At 70.1% G+C, this 14,922-nt stretch carries 13 protein-coding genes; 8 read left to right on the forward strand and 5 right to left on the reverse strand.

Translation table 11 applies throughout. The features are described from left to right. Window positions 1–3 precede the first annotated feature (3 nt). Genes iolD through M1D56_RS02630 form a run of 6 tightly spaced genes read left to right on the forward strand, consistent with a single transcriptional unit; the run spans window position 4 to window position 6,715 of the window. Window positions 4–1,917 carry a 3D-(3,5/4)-trihydroxycyclohexane-1,2-dione acylhydrolase (decyclizing) gene (gene iolD, locus M1D56_RS02605; RefSeq protein ID WP_456284598.1) on the forward strand — a complete coding sequence of 638 codons (1,914 nt, stop codon included), beginning with the start codon at window positions 4–6 and terminating at the stop codon, window positions 1,915–1,917. Window positions 1,918–1,943: 26 nt separating this feature from the next. Beyond that, window positions 1,944–2,894, forward strand: a complete 951-nt coding sequence (locus M1D56_RS02610; RefSeq protein WP_271173200.1) for a sugar phosphate isomerase/epimerase family protein — start codon at window positions 1,944–1,946, stop codon at window positions 2,892–2,894. A 19-nt stretch (window positions 2,895–2,913) separates the two neighbouring features. Then, window positions 2,914–3,927 (forward strand): Gfo/Idh/MocA family protein, encoded by a 1,014-nt coding sequence (locus M1D56_RS02615; protein ID WP_456284599.1) that lies wholly within the window; start codon window positions 2,914–2,916, stop codon window positions 3,925–3,927. An 18-nt stretch (window positions 3,928–3,945) separates the two neighbouring features. Beyond that, entirely contained in the window at window positions 3,946–4,815 is an 870-nt protein-coding gene (locus M1D56_RS02620; protein WP_324012571.1) for a sugar phosphate isomerase/epimerase family protein, read from the forward strand. Window positions 4,816–4,818: 3 nt separating this feature from the next. Further along, entirely contained in the window at window positions 4,819–5,703 is an 885-nt protein-coding gene (locus M1D56_RS02625) for a sugar phosphate isomerase/epimerase family protein (protein ID WP_456284600.1), read from the forward strand. Window positions 5,704–5,713: 10 nt separating this feature from the next. Continuing rightward, window positions 5,714–6,715 (forward strand): Gfo/Idh/MocA family protein, encoded by a 1,002-nt coding sequence (locus tag M1D56_RS02630; RefSeq protein WP_456284601.1) that lies wholly within the window; start codon window positions 5,714–5,716, stop codon window positions 6,713–6,715. Between the two features lie 64 nt (window positions 6,716–6,779). Here M1D56_RS02630 and M1D56_RS02635 read toward each other — a convergent pair whose 3' ends face one another. Genes M1D56_RS02635 through M1D56_RS02645 form a run of 3 tightly spaced genes read right to left on the reverse strand, consistent with a single transcriptional unit; the run spans window position 6,780 to window position 9,739 of the window. Then, entirely contained in the window at window positions 6,780–7,631 is an 852-nt protein-coding gene (locus tag M1D56_RS02635) for an ATP-binding cassette domain-containing protein (RefSeq protein WP_456284602.1), read from the reverse strand. A 5-nt stretch (window positions 7,632–7,636) separates the two neighbouring features. Further along, window positions 7,637–8,692 (reverse strand): ABC transporter permease, encoded by a 1,056-nt coding sequence (locus M1D56_RS02640; RefSeq protein ID WP_456284603.1) that lies wholly within the window; start codon window positions 8,690–8,692, stop codon window positions 7,637–7,639. A gap of 54 nt (window positions 8,693–8,746) precedes the next feature. Further along, complete coding sequence (locus M1D56_RS02645; protein ID WP_455970550.1) at window positions 8,747–9,739, reverse strand: substrate-binding domain-containing protein; 993 nt, start codon at window positions 9,737–9,739, stop codon at window positions 8,747–8,749. A gap of 311 nt (window positions 9,740–10,050) precedes the next feature. Between M1D56_RS02645 and M1D56_RS02650 the strand changes: the two genes are divergently transcribed. Continuing rightward, window positions 10,051–11,508 carry a sugar porter family MFS transporter gene (locus tag M1D56_RS02650; protein WP_282979050.1) on the forward strand — a complete coding sequence of 486 codons (1,458 nt, stop codon included), beginning with the start codon at window positions 10,051–10,053 and terminating at the stop codon, window positions 11,506–11,508. A 60-nt stretch (window positions 11,509–11,568) separates the two neighbouring features. On the opposite strand, the gene M1D56_RS02655 is transcribed toward M1D56_RS02650, so the two are convergent. Both M1D56_RS02655 and M1D56_RS02660 read right to left on the reverse strand, forming a co-directional pair. Continuing rightward, window positions 11,569–12,582, reverse strand: coding sequence for a LacI family DNA-binding transcriptional regulator (locus M1D56_RS02655; protein ID WP_456284604.1), 1,014 nt, complete (start codon window positions 12,580–12,582; stop codon window positions 11,569–11,571). 1 nt (window position 12,583) lies between these two features. Beyond that, a complete protein-coding gene (locus M1D56_RS02660; protein ID WP_282979047.1) occupies window positions 12,584–13,825 on the reverse strand; it encodes a Gfo/Idh/MocA family protein in 1,242 nt (413 codons plus the stop codon). 149 nt (window positions 13,826–13,974) lie between these two features. On the opposite strand from M1D56_RS02660, the gene M1D56_RS02665 reads away from it, so the two are divergent. After that, window positions 13,975–14,910 carry a carbohydrate ABC transporter permease gene (locus M1D56_RS02665; protein WP_282979046.1) on the forward strand — a complete coding sequence of 312 codons (936 nt, stop codon included), beginning with the start codon at window positions 13,975–13,977 and terminating at the stop codon, window positions 14,908–14,910. Window positions 14,911–14,922 lie beyond the last annotated feature (12 nt).

A 14,922-nucleotide genomic window follows, 5' to 3' on the forward strand; every position in this document is an offset into this window, starting at 1 on the left:
CCCATGGGCAGCACCAAGCGGATGACCGTGAGCCAGGCTCTCGTCGAGTTCCTGGCGCACCAGTGGACGGTCGACGGCGACCGCCGCGAGCGCACGATCCCCGGCGTGTTCGGCATCTTCGGCCACGGCAACGTCGCGGGCGTGGGGCAGGCGCTCAAGCAGGTCCACGAGGAGCAGCCGGGCCTCATGCCGTACTACCAGGCACGGAACGAGCAGGCCATGGTGCACCAGGCCGTCGGGTACGCGCGCATGCACCGTCGCCGTGCGACCTTCGCGTCGGCCGCGTCGGTCGGCCCCGGAGCGGCGAACATGCTCACCGGCGCGGCGCTCGCGACCTCCAACCGCCTGCCGGCTCTGCTCCTGCCGAGTGACACGTTCGCGACGCGCGTCGCCGACCCCGTGCTGCAGCAGCTCGAGCACCCGCACGACATCGGCATCCAGGTGACCGACGCCTTCCGCCCCGTGTCGCGCTTCTTCGACCGCGTGCAGCGCCCCGAGCAGCTGTACTCGATCGCGCTCGCCGCGATGCGCGTGCTCACCGACCCCGCCGAGACCGGGGCCGTCACGATCGCGCTCCCCGAGGACGTCCAGGCCGAGGCGATCGACGTGCCGCTCGCGTTTCTCCAGGACCGCGAGTGGCGCGTGCGCCGTCCGCGTCCGGATCGCGACGCGCTCGCGCTCGCCGTGCGGGCCATCCGCGGCGCGCAGCGCCCCTTCATCGTCGCCGGCGGCGGCGTGCTCTACTCCGACGCCGAGGAGCAGCTGCGCGCGCTCGTCGAGGCCACGGGCATCCCCGTGGGCACGTCGCAGGCCGGCGGCGGCGTGCTGAACTGGGACCACCCGCAGTACCTCGGCGGCGTCGGCGCCACGGGCACGCTCGCCGCGAACCGCCTCGCGGCCGAGGCGGACGTCGTCATCGGCATCGGCACCCGCTACAGCGACTTCACGACGGCGTCGCGCACGGCGTTCCAGAACCCCGACGTCGCGTTCGTGAACATCAACGTCGCGTCGTTCGACGCCTACAAGCACGGCACGCAGCTGCCGGTCGTCGCGGACGCGCGCGAGGCCCTCGTCGAGCTCCTCGTCGAGCTCGAGGGGCTCCGTGTGACCGCCGAGTACGCGGAGCGCATCGCGCGCGAGAAGGCCGCGTGGGACGCCACGGTCGACGAGGCGTTCGCCCGCTCGGGACTCGCGCTGCCGGGCCAGCCCGAGATCATCGGCGCCGTGCAGCAGGCGAGCGCCCCCGAGGACGTCGTCGTCCAGGCCGCGGGGTCGCTGCCGGGAGACCTCCACAAGCTGTGGCGCGTGCGCGACCCGCTCGGGTACCACGTCGAGTACGCCTTCTCGTGCATGGGCTACGAGATCGCCGGCGGCATCGGCGTCAAGCGCGGCGCCGTGGCCGACGGCTCGGACCGCGACGTGATCGTCATGGTGGGCGACGGGTCGTACCTCATGCTCAACACCGAGCTGGTGACGGCCGTCGCCGAGGGCATCAAGATCATCGTCGTGCTCATCCAGAACCACGGGTACGCCTCGATCGGCCACCTGTCCGAGACGGTCGGGTCGGAGCGCTTCGGCACGAAGTACCGGGCCTACGACCCGCAGGCCCGCGACTTCCAGGGCGAGGACGTCCTCCCCGTCGACCTCGCGATGAACGCGCGCAGCTACGGCATGGACGTCATCGAGATCGAGCCGACGCCCTCCGCGGTCGACGACCTCCGCGACGCGATCGCGCGCGCCAAGGCGTCCGACCGGTCGACCTTCATCCACATCAACAGCGACCCGCACATCTACGCGCCCGACGGCGCGGGATGGTGGGACGTCCCGGTCGCGCAGGTGTCGACGCTCGCATCGACCCAGGCGGCCAGGGCGGAGTACGAGCAGCAGGTCCAGGCGCAGAAGCCGCTCATCGGCTGAGCGCGGGCATCGACAGGAGACACAGCATGACCGACAGCATCCCCGACGACGCAGACATCGTCGTCCGCTCCGACGCCGGCCTGCGCATCGGCACCGCGCCGGACTCGTGGGGCGTGTGGTTCCCCGACGACCCGAAGCAGGTGCCCTGGCAGCGGTTCCTCGACGAGGTCGTCGAGGCCGGGTACACGTGGATCGAGCTGGGCCCCTACGGCTATCTGCCGACCGACCCGCACCAGCTCGAGGACGAGCTGGGCAGCCGAGGGCTCCGGCTCTCGGGCGGCACGGTCTTCACGGGATTCCACAAGAGCGACGACGAGTGGCAGCGCGCATGGGACCAGGCCGTGAAGGTCGCCGGTCTCGCGTCGCAGCTCGGCGCCGAGCACATCGTCGTCATCCCCGACCTCTGGCGCAGCGACGCCACGAGCGAGGTGCTCGAGGCGCGCACGCTCTCCGACGAGCAGTGGGCGAAGCTCGCCGCGGGGCACGACCGGCTCGGCAAGGCGCTCCTCGAGGAGTACGGCGTCCGCCAGCAGTTCCACTCGCACGCCGACAGCCACGTCGGCACGACCCGCGAGGTGCTCCGCTTCCTCGACGAGACCGACCCGCGCTACACGAACCTGTGCCTCGATACCGGGCACTTCGCGTACTACGGCGGCGACAACCTCAAGCTCATCGAGGAGCGGCCGGACCGCATCGGGTACCTGCACCTCAAGCAGGTCGACACGTCGCTGCTCTTCGACGTGCTCAAGAACGACGTGCCGTTCGCCGAGGCGGTCAGCCAGGGCATCATGATCGAGCCGCCGCACGGCGTGCCCGACCTCGGCCCGATCATCGAGGCCGTCGCGGCGATCGACCCCGACATCTTCGCGATCGTGGAGCAGGACATGTACGGCTGCGACGTCGACACCCCGTTCCCCATCGCGAGCCGCACCCGCCAGCACATCTTCAGCTGCACGCACTTCGCGCGCCAGCACTGAGTCTCCAGGAGAAGACGACATGAGCCAGGACCTCCGCATCGGCGTCGTGGGCGCAGGCGCCATGGGCGCCGATCACATCGCCCGCATCACGCAGCGCATCAGCGGCGCCCGCGTCGCGGCGATCATCGAGCCCGACGCAGGGCGCGCCGCGTCCGCCGCGGGGAACGCGCCGGGGGCGCAGACCTTCACCCGCATCGAGGACGCGATCGCGGCCGACGCCGTCGACGCCGTGCTCATCGCGACGCCGGGTCAGTTCCACCTGCCCGTGCTCGAGCCGGCGCTCGCCGCGGGCCTGCCGATCCTCTGCGAGAAGCCGCTCACGCCCGACTCCGAGACGTCGCGCCAGGTGCTCGAGCTCGAGCAGCGACTCGATCGGCCGCACATCCAGGTCGGCTTCATGCGCCGCTTCGACCCCGAGTACGCCCGGCTGCGCGAGCTCGTCGCCTCGGGCGAGGCAGGGGAGCTGCTCATGGTGCGCGCCGTGCACCGCAACCCGAGCGTGCCCGACAGCTACAGCCAGACGATGCTCATCACCGACTCGGTCGTGCACGAGTTCGACGTCGTGCCGTGGCTCGCCGGCTCGCCGATCGTGAGCGTCGAGGTGAAGTACCCGCGTCGCAACGACCTCTCGCCCGAGCGCCTGCGCGAGCCCATCCTCGTGCTCATCGAGCTCGAGAACGGCGTGCTCGTCGACGTCGAGATGAACGTCAGCGTGCAGTTCGGCTACCAGGTGGCGACCGAGGCCGTCTTCCAGCAGGGGATCGCCCGCATCGGCCAGCCGTCCGGGCTGCAGCTGTGGCAGGCGGGCCGTGTCTCGACCGCCGAGCACGTGAGCTTCACGACGCGGTTCGCGACCGCGTACGACAACGAGATCCAGCGCTGGGTCAACGCCGTGCGCGACGGACGCCTCGTCGACGGCCCGAACGCGTGGGACGGCTACCTCGTCGCGCTCGCGTGCGAGGCCGGCGTGCGCGCGCTCGACGGCGGCGTGCAGCCGGTCGACGCACCCGCCCGCCCCGCCTTCTACGCCTGACACCGAAGGAGCACGACGATGGTCCGCATCGCCCTCGACCCGACGCCGTTCCACGACGGGCACGCGCTGCTCGAGTTCCCCGACATCGCCGCACGGCTGGGCTACACGCACCTCCAGCTCACGCCTCACGCCGACTTCTCGCCCTTCTTCCGCTACCCGAAGGCCGACGACGGCCTCGTGGCGAAGCTGAAGAAGGCCGCGAGGGATGCCGGCGTGTCGATCCCGGCCATCCTCCCGGTTCAGCGCATCTCGTGGCCCGATGAGCCGCAGCGCCAGGCGGCCGTGCGGAACTTCCGCCGGATCATCCAGCTCGCCGTCGAGCTCGAGGTGCCCGTCATCAACACCGAGTTCTCGGGCCGCCCCGAGCGTCAGGAGGACTCCGAGGCGGCGTTCTACACCTCGATGGAGGAGCTCCTGCCGATCATCGAGCGCGAGGGCCTCCGCCTCAACGTCGATCCGCACCCCGACGACTTCGTCGAGGACGGCCTCGAGGGATGGCGCGTGCTGCGGGGGCTGAACTCCTCCGCCGTCGGCTTCGTGTACGTCGCCTCGCACACGTTCCACTACGGCGACCGCGCGACGACGCTCCTGCCCGAGATCGGCGACCGCGTCGGCGCCGTGTACACGGCCGACACGTTCGACCACACGCGCTCCCACGGGCTCCGCTACATCACGAACCCGCCGGGCAACGCGGTGCGCGTGCATCAGCACCTGAAGATCGGCGACGGCGATGTGAACTGGGACGAGCTCTTCACGACGCTCCGCGAGATCGGCTACCTCGACCGCGACGACGCGCTCATCGTGTCGAACGTGTTCGCCGAGGACGAGAACCGCGACGAGGTGTCGCGCTACCAGCTCGAGAAGCTGCGCGAGCTGATCGGATCCTGACCCATGACCAAGCTGTCGATGAACGTCACGACGACGTTCTACGGCAATGTCGTGAGCGACATCGCTGTTGCGAAGGCCGCGGGCTACGCCGGTATCGAGCTGCAGAGCCCCAAGCTCTACCGCTACCTCGACGCGGGCTACGCCGTCGAGTCCCTGCCTCCCCTCCTCGAGGGGATCGAGGTGTCGGGCATCGGCGCCGTCCTGGATCTCGAGCGACGCGGCACCGGCCGCGAGGCGCTCCTCGCCGAGGTCGAGCGGATGGCCGACATCGCCGTCGTCGTCGGCGCCCCCATCCTGCAGATGTGCACCGGCCCCGTCGACTGGGAGGTCGTCAAGGACTTCCGGGCCGGACGCCTGTCGGCCGACGACGTGCGCTACCGCGGCACGCTCGGGCTCCCCGAGAGCGATGCGCTCGACGTGGCCGCGACGAACGTGCGCGAGGCGGCCGCCATCGCAGCCGACCGCGGCCTCGACCTCTACCTCGAGCCGCTCGCCTGGTCGAACCTCAACCGGCACCGGCACTCCCTCGAGATCATCGAGCGTGCCGGCCGCGACAACGTCGGCATCGCGCTCGACACGTGGCACTACTGGACGACGGGCGACACCCTCGAGGAGGTCGCCGCGACGCCGAAGGAGCTCATCAAGGCCGCGCACATCTCCGACGGCCTCGACCTCGACCGGGAGCACGACGTGCCGGATCAGAGCGTGCACCGCAACGTCGTCATCGGCGGCGGCGCCATCCCGCTGCAGGAATGGGTCGATGCGATCAAGTCGACGGGGTACGACGGCTGGTGGGTGTCGGAGATGTTCTCCGACAAGGCGAACGAGCACGACTTCCTCGAGGTGGCCACGACCATCCGCGGGCTCCTCCACATCCTCGTTTCCTGAGAAAGAGACCATGCAGCGCTTCGCCCTGATCGGAGCCGGCTTCATCGGCTCCGTCCACGCCCAGAGCCTCGCGGCCCATCCCGCCGTCGACTTCCGCCTCGTCTACGACGTCGACAGCGCCCGCGCGGAAGCGCTCGCCACGGCGCACGGCGCCCGCGCAGCGCGCTCGCTCGCCGAGGCCTTCGATCCCGAGCTCGTCGACGCCGTCTTCATCGCCTCGTCGACCGACACGCATGCCGAGAACCTGCGACGCGCCGCCGACGCCGGTCTCGCCGTGCTCGTCGAGAAGCCCATCGACCTCGACCTCGTGCACGCCGCCGAGACCGTCGCGCACGTCGAGCGGGCGGGCGTCCCCGCCATGGTCGACTTCAACCGCCGGTTCGACCGCGACCACGCCGAGCTCAAGCGGCTCGTCGACGAGGGCGCGGTGGGCGAGGTCGCGCTCGTGCAGCTCACCTCGCGCGGGCCGGCGCTGCCGCCGCTCGACTACCTGCGGGTGTCCGGCGGCCAGATGCGGGACCAGACGGTGCACTTCTTCGACCTCGCGCGGTGGATCACGGGCCTCGAGCCCGTCGAGGTGCACGTCGCGGGGTCGGCGCTCGCCGACCCGCGCGTGGCCGAGATCGGCGACGTCGACACCTCGGCGGCGACGCTGAAGCTCGCCGGAGGCGCGCTCGTCCAGATCGACAGCGTGCGGCACACCGGCTACGGCTACGACGAGCGCATCGAGGTGCTGGGCTCGACGGGGATGGCCGAGTCCGGTCGCATGCGCGCCGGCGGGGTCACCCGCTTCCGCGGCACGGAGGCGGTGTCCGACGGCCTCCACGCCGGATGGTTCGAGCGCGTGCAGCCGACCTACGCCGCCGCGCTCGGCGCGTTCGTGTCGGCGCTCGAAACGGGCGCTCCCGTGCCCGTCGGCCTGCGCGACGGGCTCCGCGCGCAGGCGATCGCCGAAGCGGCGACGCGCTCGCTCGCGTCGGGGCGCAGCGAGCCCGTCGACGCCCTCGTCTGACGGCGTGACGAAAGGGGCCCGATCCGCATCGCCTGCGGATCGGGCCCCTTCTTCGTGCACCGCGTCAGCGTCGGCGACGCCGTGTGTCCTCCTCGACGGTGCGGATGGCCTCGGTGCGGCCGCCGAGCTCCTTGAGCTCGTGGCTGAGCTCGGCGAGCTCGTCGCCGCCGGCCATCTGACGCGTGAGCTCGTCGAGGGTGACCTCGTCGCGCTTGCGGTCGAGGACGGCCTGGCCGAGCTTGAGGATGACGAAGTGGTCGCCCACGAGGTACGCGTGGTGCGGGTTGTGCGTGATGAAGACGACGCCGAGGCCCGCGTCGCGGGCCGCGGCGACGTACTTGAGCACGACGCCGGACTGCTTGACGCCGAGGGCTGCGGTGGGCTCGTCGAGGATGAGCACCTTGGCCCCGAAGTAGACGGCGCGGGCGATCGCGACGCACTGGCGCTGGCCTCCGGAGAGCTCGCTGATGGGCTGGTCGAGGTCCTTGACGACGATCCCCATCTTGCGCAGCTCGGCATCGGCGATCGCCTTCATGTCGCGGATGCTCATGCTCGCGAGCGGGAAGCGCGAGCGGACGAGCTCGGAGCCGAGGAAGAAGTTGCGCCACACCTCCATGAGGCCCACGACGGCGAGGTCCTGGTAGACCGTCGCGATGCCGTCCTCGAGCGCCTGGCGGGGGGAGTCGTAGCGGCGCTCGGCGCCCTCGACGAGGAGGGTGCCCTCGGTGTGCGGGTGGAGCCCGGCCATGATCTTGATGAGCGTGGACTTGCCCGCGCCGTTGTCGCCGAGCACGCACGCGACCTCCCCGGCGTTGACGGTGAGGTTGATGCCCTTGAGCGCTCGGATGGCGCCGTAGCTCTTGCCGACCTCGGTCATCTGGATGAGCGGCGCGCCGCCGCGGGGTCTCTCGGTCATCGTCGTCACCCGACCTTCCGTGCGGTGGAGAGCTTCTTGACATAGAGGTTCACGAGGACGGCGATGACGAGCATCGCCCCGAGGAAGGAGCGGAACCAGTTCGGGTCCCATCCGGCGTACACGATGCCGAGCGAGGTCATCCCGAAGATGAAGGCGCCGATGGCCACGCCGATGGCGTTGCCGAAGCCGCCCGTGAGGAGCGTCCCGCCGACCACCGCGGCGATGATGTAGAGGAACTCGTTGCCGACGCCGTTGCCCGCCTGGAGCGTGTTGAACCGGAACAGCGTGTGCATGCCGACGAACCAGCCGAGGAACGACACCGTCATGAACAGGCCGATCTTGACGGCGACCACGGGCACGCCCACGGCGCGGGCGGAGGCGGCGTTCCCGCCGACCGCGTAGATCCAGTTGCCCACGCGCGTGCGCTGGAGGATCCACGCGGCGAGGGCGACGAACGCGATCCAGTAGAGGACGCTGTTCCAGATCGTGATCCCGCCGATCTGGAACGACCCGGCGAAGATCGTCCGGAGGATGTCGTAGCCGTCCATCCGCGAGATGTTCGGGCTCGCCACGGCGCCGGTGACGAGCTTGGTGATGCCGAGGTTCGCGCCCTGGAGGATGAAGAACGAGCCGAGCGTGATGAGGAAGCTCGGGATGCCCGTGCGCATCACGAGGTAGCCGTTGACGAAGCCGACGACGAGGCAGAACACGAGCGAGAGGACGGCCCCGACGATGAGGTTGATGCCGAGGTAGTACGAGAAGAGCGCGTTGAAGAGCCCCGCACTCGTGACGATGACGCCGGCGGAGAGGTCGAACTCCCCGCCGATCATGAGCAGGCCGACCGCGACGGCGACGATGCCGATCGTGGAGGCCTGGTAGAGCACGGTGAAGAGCGCGTCGGCCGAGCGGAACGCGGGCGCGACGGCGAGGAAGAACACGAAGATGAGCGCCGCGGCGACCGCCGCGCCGACCTCCGGACGGGCGAGCAGGCGGTGCGACCAGCCGAGCTTCACCCGGTTCGACGCCTCCGACGGAGCGGAGGAAGCGAAACCCTGTGACATGGGTACTCCTGGTGGTGGGGGAGGGCGGGCCCTGAGGCCCGCCCTCCGCGGTGGTCAGCGGGTGTTGTTCTCGGCGAACGGGAGGATCGTGTCGATGTTCGACTCGTCGACGAACGACGGGCCCGTCAGGACGGGCTTCCCGCCGCCGATGTCGTTGCCGTTCTTCAGGTAGAGGTAGAGCGACGTGACGGCCATGTACCCCTGCACGTACGGCTGCTGGTCGATCGAGAACTCGATCTGGCCGTCCTTGATCGCCTGCGCGGCGTCGGCGTTGAGGTCGAACGTGATGAGCTTCGCCTCGCTGCCGGACTGCTCCATCGCCTTCAGCGCGTCCAGCGCGATGGGAGCGCCGAGCGTCACGATGTAGTCGATCGACGGGTCCTGCTGGAGCTTCGCCTGCAGGCTCGCCACCACGGCGGAGTCGTCGGCGCCGTTCACCTGGATGTTCTCCGTGCCCGGCACGGCGCTCTTCACGCCCGCGCAGCGCGCCTCGAGGGCCACCGAGCCGGCGGCCTGGATGACGCACAGCGGATGCGCGCCGCCGGCCTCGGCGATGCGCTCTCCCGCCGTCTGCCCGGCGAGCGTCTCGTCCGAGCCGAAGTACATGAGCGCGCCCACCTCCTGGTACTGGTCGATCCCGGAGTTGAAGCCGACGAGCGGGATGCCCGCATCGGCCGCCGCCTGCACCGACGCCGCAAGCGCGTCGGGGGTCGCGAGCGTGGTCGCGATGCCGTCGACGTCCGAGTCGATGGCGGTCTGGATGAGCTGGGCCTGCTTGTCGGCCGCCGGGTCGTTCGAGTACTGCAGCGTCGCTCCGACGTCCTTCGCGGCCTGCTCGGCGCCGGCGCGGATCTTGTCCCAGAACGTGTCTCCCGGGGTCTCGTGCGTGACCATCGAGATGACGTAGCCGGAGTCGCCGCCGCCTCCTCCGGACCCGTCATCGGCCGTGTTCTGCTGCGGCGCGCCGCCGCCGCTGCAGGCGGTCAGCGCGAGGACGGTCGCGAGGGCTCCCGCCCCCAGGAGCTTCCGAGGAGTGATCGTCGCCATGAGTGGTCCTTTCGGGAGGGCCGACCCGTGTGCGCGCCCAGGGCGGCGCGCGGATGCCCGCGGACGGTCCGCGGGCGGGCAGAGGATGCCGTGCGCGGGCGGGCCGCTCTGCCCATCCGCGGTGCGTGGCCGGCGTCCTCGTCGGCACTGCGATCACTGTGACCCGTGATCGCGCGCTTGTCAACAGATTGTCAAGACATAGTGTCATTTTCGTTATGGAAGGCGGTTGTGTGGCTTGTCCGTTTGACAGGACAAAGTGACGCGCTATTATGTAAGGACAAAGGCGTCGCTCGCCGGACGAAGGAGTCACCATGGCACATGCACACGCGGAGGGCTCGAGTACGACCCTTCCCCCGCTCGTCGGAGGACCGCACCGGAAGCGGCTCGGCCTGGTCGCGCTCATCGCGACCTTCGGCGGGCTGCTCTTCGGCTACGACACCGGCGTGATCAACGGCGCGCTGCGCCCCATGGCCGAGGAGCTCGGCCTGAACGCGTTCACCGAGGGCGTCGCGACCAGCTCGCTCATCTTCGCCGCCGCGATCGGCGCGATGTTCTGCGGGCGGCTCTCGGACGGCTGGGGGCGTCGCAAGACGATCATCCTGCTCGCGGTGCTCTTCTTCGCGGGCACGCTGTTCGTCGTCTTCACGCCCAACCTGCCCGTGCTCGTCATCGGCCGCATCATCCTCGGGCTCGCCGTGGGCGGCGCCTCGACGGTCGTGCCGGTCTTCCTCGCCGAGCTCGCCCCGTACGAGATCCGCGGATCGCTCGCGGGTCGCAACGAGCTCATGATCGTGACCGGGCAGTTGGCCGCCTTCGTGGTCAACGCGATCATCGGCAACACCCTCGGGCACCTCGACGGCGTGTGGCGCATCATGTTCGCGATCTGCGCCCTGCCGGCGATCGCGCTGTTCTTCGGCATGCTGCGGATGCCAGAGTCGCCCCGCTGGCTCATCGAGAAGGGCGACCGTGCGGGCGCGCTCGCGGTGCTCAAGAGCGTCCGCTCGGAGGACCGCGCCCTGGCAGAGCTCGCCGAGCTCGAGAAGGTCGCCGACGAGGAGAAGCAGGAGAGCCAGCTCGGATGGCGCGCGATCCTCGGCAACCGCAACCTCACGCGCATCCTCCTCGTGGGCATCGGCCTCGGCGTCGCCCAGCAGCTCACCGGCATCAACTCGATCATGTACTTCGGCCAGACGGTGCTCATCGAGTCGGGCTTCGACGAGAGCGCGGCGCTCATCGCGAACATCGCCCCGGGCGTCATCGCGGTGGTCGGCGGCGTCATCGCCCTCGCCATGATGGACCGGCTCGACCGTCGGAAGACCTTCGCGATCGGCCTCACCCTCACGACGTCGTGCCACCTGCTCATCGGCGTCGCGTCGACCGTGCTCGAGGTCGGCAACCCCCTGCGCCCGTGGGTCATCCTCTTCCTCGTTGTCGCCTTCGTCGGCTCGATGCAGACGTTCCTCAACATCGCGGTGTGGGTGTACCTGTCCGAGATCTTCCCGCTGCACATGCGCGGCGTCGGCATGGGCATCTCGGTCTTCATGCTGTGGGTCGTGAACGGCGTCCTGTCGCTGTACTTCCTCTCGCTCGTCGAGGCGGTCGGCATCACCGGCACGTTCTTCCTCTTCGCCGCGGTCGGGGCGCTCGCTCTCCTCTTCGTCCTCACTCAGGTGCCCGAGACGCGAGGCCGCACGCTCGAGGCGCTCGAGGAGGACGTCACGACCGGCGCGATCTACACCGTCTCGAAGTCGGCCGCACGCCGCCGCTGACTCCGCGCGCCCGCAGGCCCGGCCCCCGCGAACGCGGCCGGGCCTGCGGCGTTCGCGGTGTCAGCAGCCGCAGGAGGCGCCGACGACGAGGTGCGGAGGCATGATGCGATGCACGGGCTCGCCGGTGTGGTCGAGCAGGGCCTCGACGGCAGCGGCGGCCATCTCCGTGAGCGGCTGCGCGACGGAGGTGAGCGTCGGCCAGCTGTAGGCGGCGTCGACGGACCCGTCGAACGACACGATCGCGAGATCCTCGGGCACGCGCACGCCCGCCTCGTGCGCGGCCTTGAGCACGCCGCGGCCCATCTGGTCGGAGCTCACGAAGAGCGCGCGCGGCACGCGCCCGCGCTGCAGCAGGCGCCGCATCGCCTCGTACCCGCCGTCGGGCGAGAAGGCGCCGCGCGCGATGGGGCCCGGCTCGAGCCCGAGCTCCTCGAGCGTCTCGCGCCATCCGATCTCGCGGCCGTCCTCCTCGTCGCCCGACGTGCGCCCGATCGCGAGGCCGATCTCCTCGTAGCCATGCCCCGCCAGGTGCTCGACCGCGAGGCGCGCGCCCTGCATGAGGTCGACGCCGATCGAGTTGCGGGCGGGCACGCCCGCGCTGTGGTTGAGGAGGACGACGGGGATGTTCGAGTGCTCGAGTCCGCGCAGGTCTGGCTCGAAGACGTTGCTGCACAGGAAGATGCCGTCGACGAGCCGCGTCGTGAGGTGCTCGAGGTGCCGTCGCTCCGACTCGATGGATCCGTCGGAGCTCGACGTGAGAAGCAGGTAGCCGCGCCGCGCCGCCGCGAGCTCGACCTCGTGCGCGAGCTGCGCGAAGTACGGATTGATGGACGTGGGCACGACCATCCCGAGCATCTCGGTCGATCCGAGCCGGAGCGCACGCGCCGAGGGGTTCGGCCGGTAGCCGAGCTTCTCGATCGCGTCGCGCACGCGCGCCTCGGTGTCGGGGGACACCTTCTTGGTGCCGTTCACCACGTAGCTGACGACCGCGGGGCTCACTCCCGCGAGCCGGGCGACGTCGTTGCGCGTCGCCCGGCTCGCAGAAGCGGACGTCGAGCGCGGCACGTCAGCCATCCTAACGAGCGAGCACCTGGCCATCCGGGGCGTCGGCCGCGACCGGGGCATCGCCGAAGTCGCGGATGGCGAGGCGCTCCCCGCCGCGGAGCGCGGACTGGTGCGCGACGATGCCGGGCAGCGTGTACCGCGCGGCCTCCCATGCGTTGACCGGCGGCAGCGTGCGGTTCGCGACGGCGACGGCGAAGTCGTCGACGAGGAAGTGGTGGCTGCCCTCGTGCCCGGTCGGCTGGCCGCGCAGCTCGACCGGAAGCCGCTCGGCATCGTGGACGCGCGCGAGCCCCGAGATGAAGGCGTCCCGCAGGGCGGGATCGACGTCGGCGAGCGACGGGTCGTCGGGCGACATGCTGGGCTTCGTCTCGAGGAGCTCCGTGATGTCGGAGAAGCCCTGCTTGTCCTGCCACACGGCCGTCTCGACGAGCTGCTCGAAGCTCGCCTCCGTGCCGAAGTAGCGGAAGCGCGACTCGCGCAGGTGCGACGGGTAGCCGACCCGCCGGAACTCGTTGATGCGCATGCTGCCGCCGCCGGCGAGCTCGAACAGCGCCGTGGCGTTCGAGAAGTCGTTGTCGAACATGCTGACCTCGCGGTCGAAGACGCCGTCCCCTCGGTCGTCGCGCACGCCGATGCAGCTCACGCTGACGGCACGGCCGCCGATCGCGCCGAGCACGCCGCCGACCGAGTGCGTCGGGTAGAGCATGGGCGGGTAGCTCGCGGTGCGCTTCCATTCCGCGCCGCCGCTGAACTGGTACGCGGCGTAGAAGCCGAGGTCCATGTCGTGGACGTAGTCGCCCTCCGCGTAGAAGATGCGGCCGAAGGCGCCCTCCGCCGCGCGCTTGCGGGCGTAGACGGTCGCGGGGTTGTAGTAGCTCGTCTCGCCCATCATGTAGGTGAGCCCGGTCTCGCGCACGGCGTCGATGATCGCGGCGATCTCGTCCTCGCTGATCGCCATCGGCACGGCGGAGTACACGTGCTTGCCCGCGCGCAGCGCCTGCACGACGAGCGGCCCGTGCGTCCAGCGCTGCGTGAAGATCGCGACCGCGTCGAGGTCGCTCGCGAGCATCGCGTCGAAGTCGACGAGCGTGCCGGCGAGGTGCTCGCGCGCGACGAGCGCCTCCGCGCGCTCGGGGATGGTGTCGGTCACCCACACCTCGGAGATGAGCGGGTGCGCCTGGAACAGCTTCGCGAAGTGCCCGGAGAACTGCCCTGCGCCGACGATGCCGAGGGAGAAAGCCTGAGAGGTCATGCGGGTGAGTCTGCCACGAGGGGGTTACTCGTGTCAATGAATGCAGAGGGGTGAAACTTTCGGCACGGAATCCGCGCTTGCATCGGCATTGGTGACTCGTGTAACTTCGCCGTCATCACCGCTCATCGCCATCACAACGGAGTATGAAGATGACCACGACGACCATCGTCCTCGGACGCCGGCGCGCTCAGCGCGACGGCGGCGTCCGCAGGCGGAGAGGGCGCGGCGACCTGCGGATCGCACTCCTCTTCATCGCGCCGGCGCTCGTCGGCCTGATCGCGTTCTACCTCGTGCCGACCGTGCGGGGCCTGTTCCTCAGCTTCACGCAGTACAGCGTGCTCGACGAGCCGCGGTGGGTCGGCGTCGAGAACTACGCCCGCATCGCGCAGGACCCGCTGTTCTGGAACGCGCTCGGCGTGACGGTCCAGTACGTCCTCATCAACATCGTGCTGCAGACCGCGATCGCCCTCGGCCTCGCGCTGCTCATGCACCGGGTCGCGAAGTCGACGCTCGTGCGCGGACTCCTCCTCATGCCGTACCTCATGGCGAACGTGATCGCGGCTCTCCTGTGGTTCTGGATGCTCGACTACCAGCTCGGCATCGTCAACCAGGTCATCGAGTGGCTCGGCCTGCCGCGGGTCGCGTTCTTCGGCGCGCAGGAGTGGGCCATCCCGACGCAGGCGCTCATCAACACGTGGCGCCACATGGGCTACACGGCCCTCCTGATCTTCGCCGGGCTGCAGGCCATCCCGAACACCGTCTACGAGGCCGCGCACCTCGACGGCGCGAACCCGCTTCAGACCTTCGGGCGCATCACGATGCCGCTCCTGCGCCCCGTTCTCGCGCTCGTCCTCGTGCTCACCGTCACCGGATCGTTCCAGGTGTTCGACACGGTCGCCGTCACGACCCAGGGCGGCCCCGTCAACGCGAGTCGCGTGCTGCAGTTCTACATCTTCCAGAAGGCGTTCACGGAGCTCGAGTTCGGATACGCCTCCGCGCTGGCGATGATCCTCTTCGTCATCCTGGGCATCGTCGCCTTCGTGCAGATGAAGCTCCTCCGCGGCAACGAATCCGACCTGGCGTAAGGGGAGCAGGCC

It is taken from the genome of Microbacterium sp. JZ101, assembly GCF_053903175.1.

What these genes read in the sequence shown, in the direction of transcription:
- M1D56_RS02660 (WP_282979047.1), bottom strand. Translation starts at nt 13,825, where the DNA reads ATGACCTCTCAGGCTTTCTCCCTCGGCATCGTCGGCGCAGGGCAGTTC.
- M1D56_RS02615 (WP_456284599.1), top strand. Translation starts at nt 2,914, where the DNA reads ATGAGCCAGGACCTCCGCATCGGCGTCGTGGGCGCAGGCGCCATGGGC.
- M1D56_RS02645 (WP_455970550.1), bottom strand. Translation starts at nt 9,739, where the DNA reads ATGGCGACGATCACTCCTCGGAAGCTCCTGGGGGCGGGAGCCCTCGCG.
- M1D56_RS02625 (WP_456284600.1), top strand. Translation starts at nt 4,819, where the DNA reads ATGACCAAGCTGTCGATGAACGTCACGACGACGTTCTACGGCAATGTC.
- M1D56_RS02665 (WP_282979046.1), top strand. Translation starts at nt 13,975, where the DNA reads ATGACCACGACGACCATCGTCCTCGGACGCCGGCGCGCTCAGCGCGAC.
- M1D56_RS02655 (WP_456284604.1), bottom strand. Translation starts at nt 12,582, where the DNA reads ATGGCTGACGTGCCGCGCTCGACGTCCGCTTCTGCGAGCCGGGCGACG.
- M1D56_RS02650 (WP_282979050.1), top strand. Translation starts at nt 10,051, where the DNA reads ATGGCACATGCACACGCGGAGGGCTCGAGTACGACCCTTCCCCCGCTC.
- iolD (WP_456284598.1), top strand. Translation starts at nt 4, where the DNA reads ATGGGCAGCACCAAGCGGATGACCGTGAGCCAGGCTCTCGTCGAGTTC.
- M1D56_RS02620 (WP_324012571.1), top strand. Translation starts at nt 3,946, where the DNA reads ATGGTCCGCATCGCCCTCGACCCGACGCCGTTCCACGACGGGCACGCG.
- M1D56_RS02630 (WP_456284601.1), top strand. Translation starts at nt 5,714, where the DNA reads ATGCAGCGCTTCGCCCTGATCGGAGCCGGCTTCATCGGCTCCGTCCAC.
- M1D56_RS02635 (WP_456284602.1), bottom strand. Translation starts at nt 7,631, where the DNA reads ATGACCGAGAGACCCCGCGGCGGCGCGCCGCTCATCCAGATGACCGAG.
- M1D56_RS02640 (WP_456284603.1), bottom strand. Translation starts at nt 8,692, where the DNA reads ATGTCACAGGGTTTCGCTTCCTCCGCTCCGTCGGAGGCGTCGAACCGG.
- M1D56_RS02610 (WP_271173200.1), top strand. Translation starts at nt 1,944, where the DNA reads ATGACCGACAGCATCCCCGACGACGCAGACATCGTCGTCCGCTCCGAC.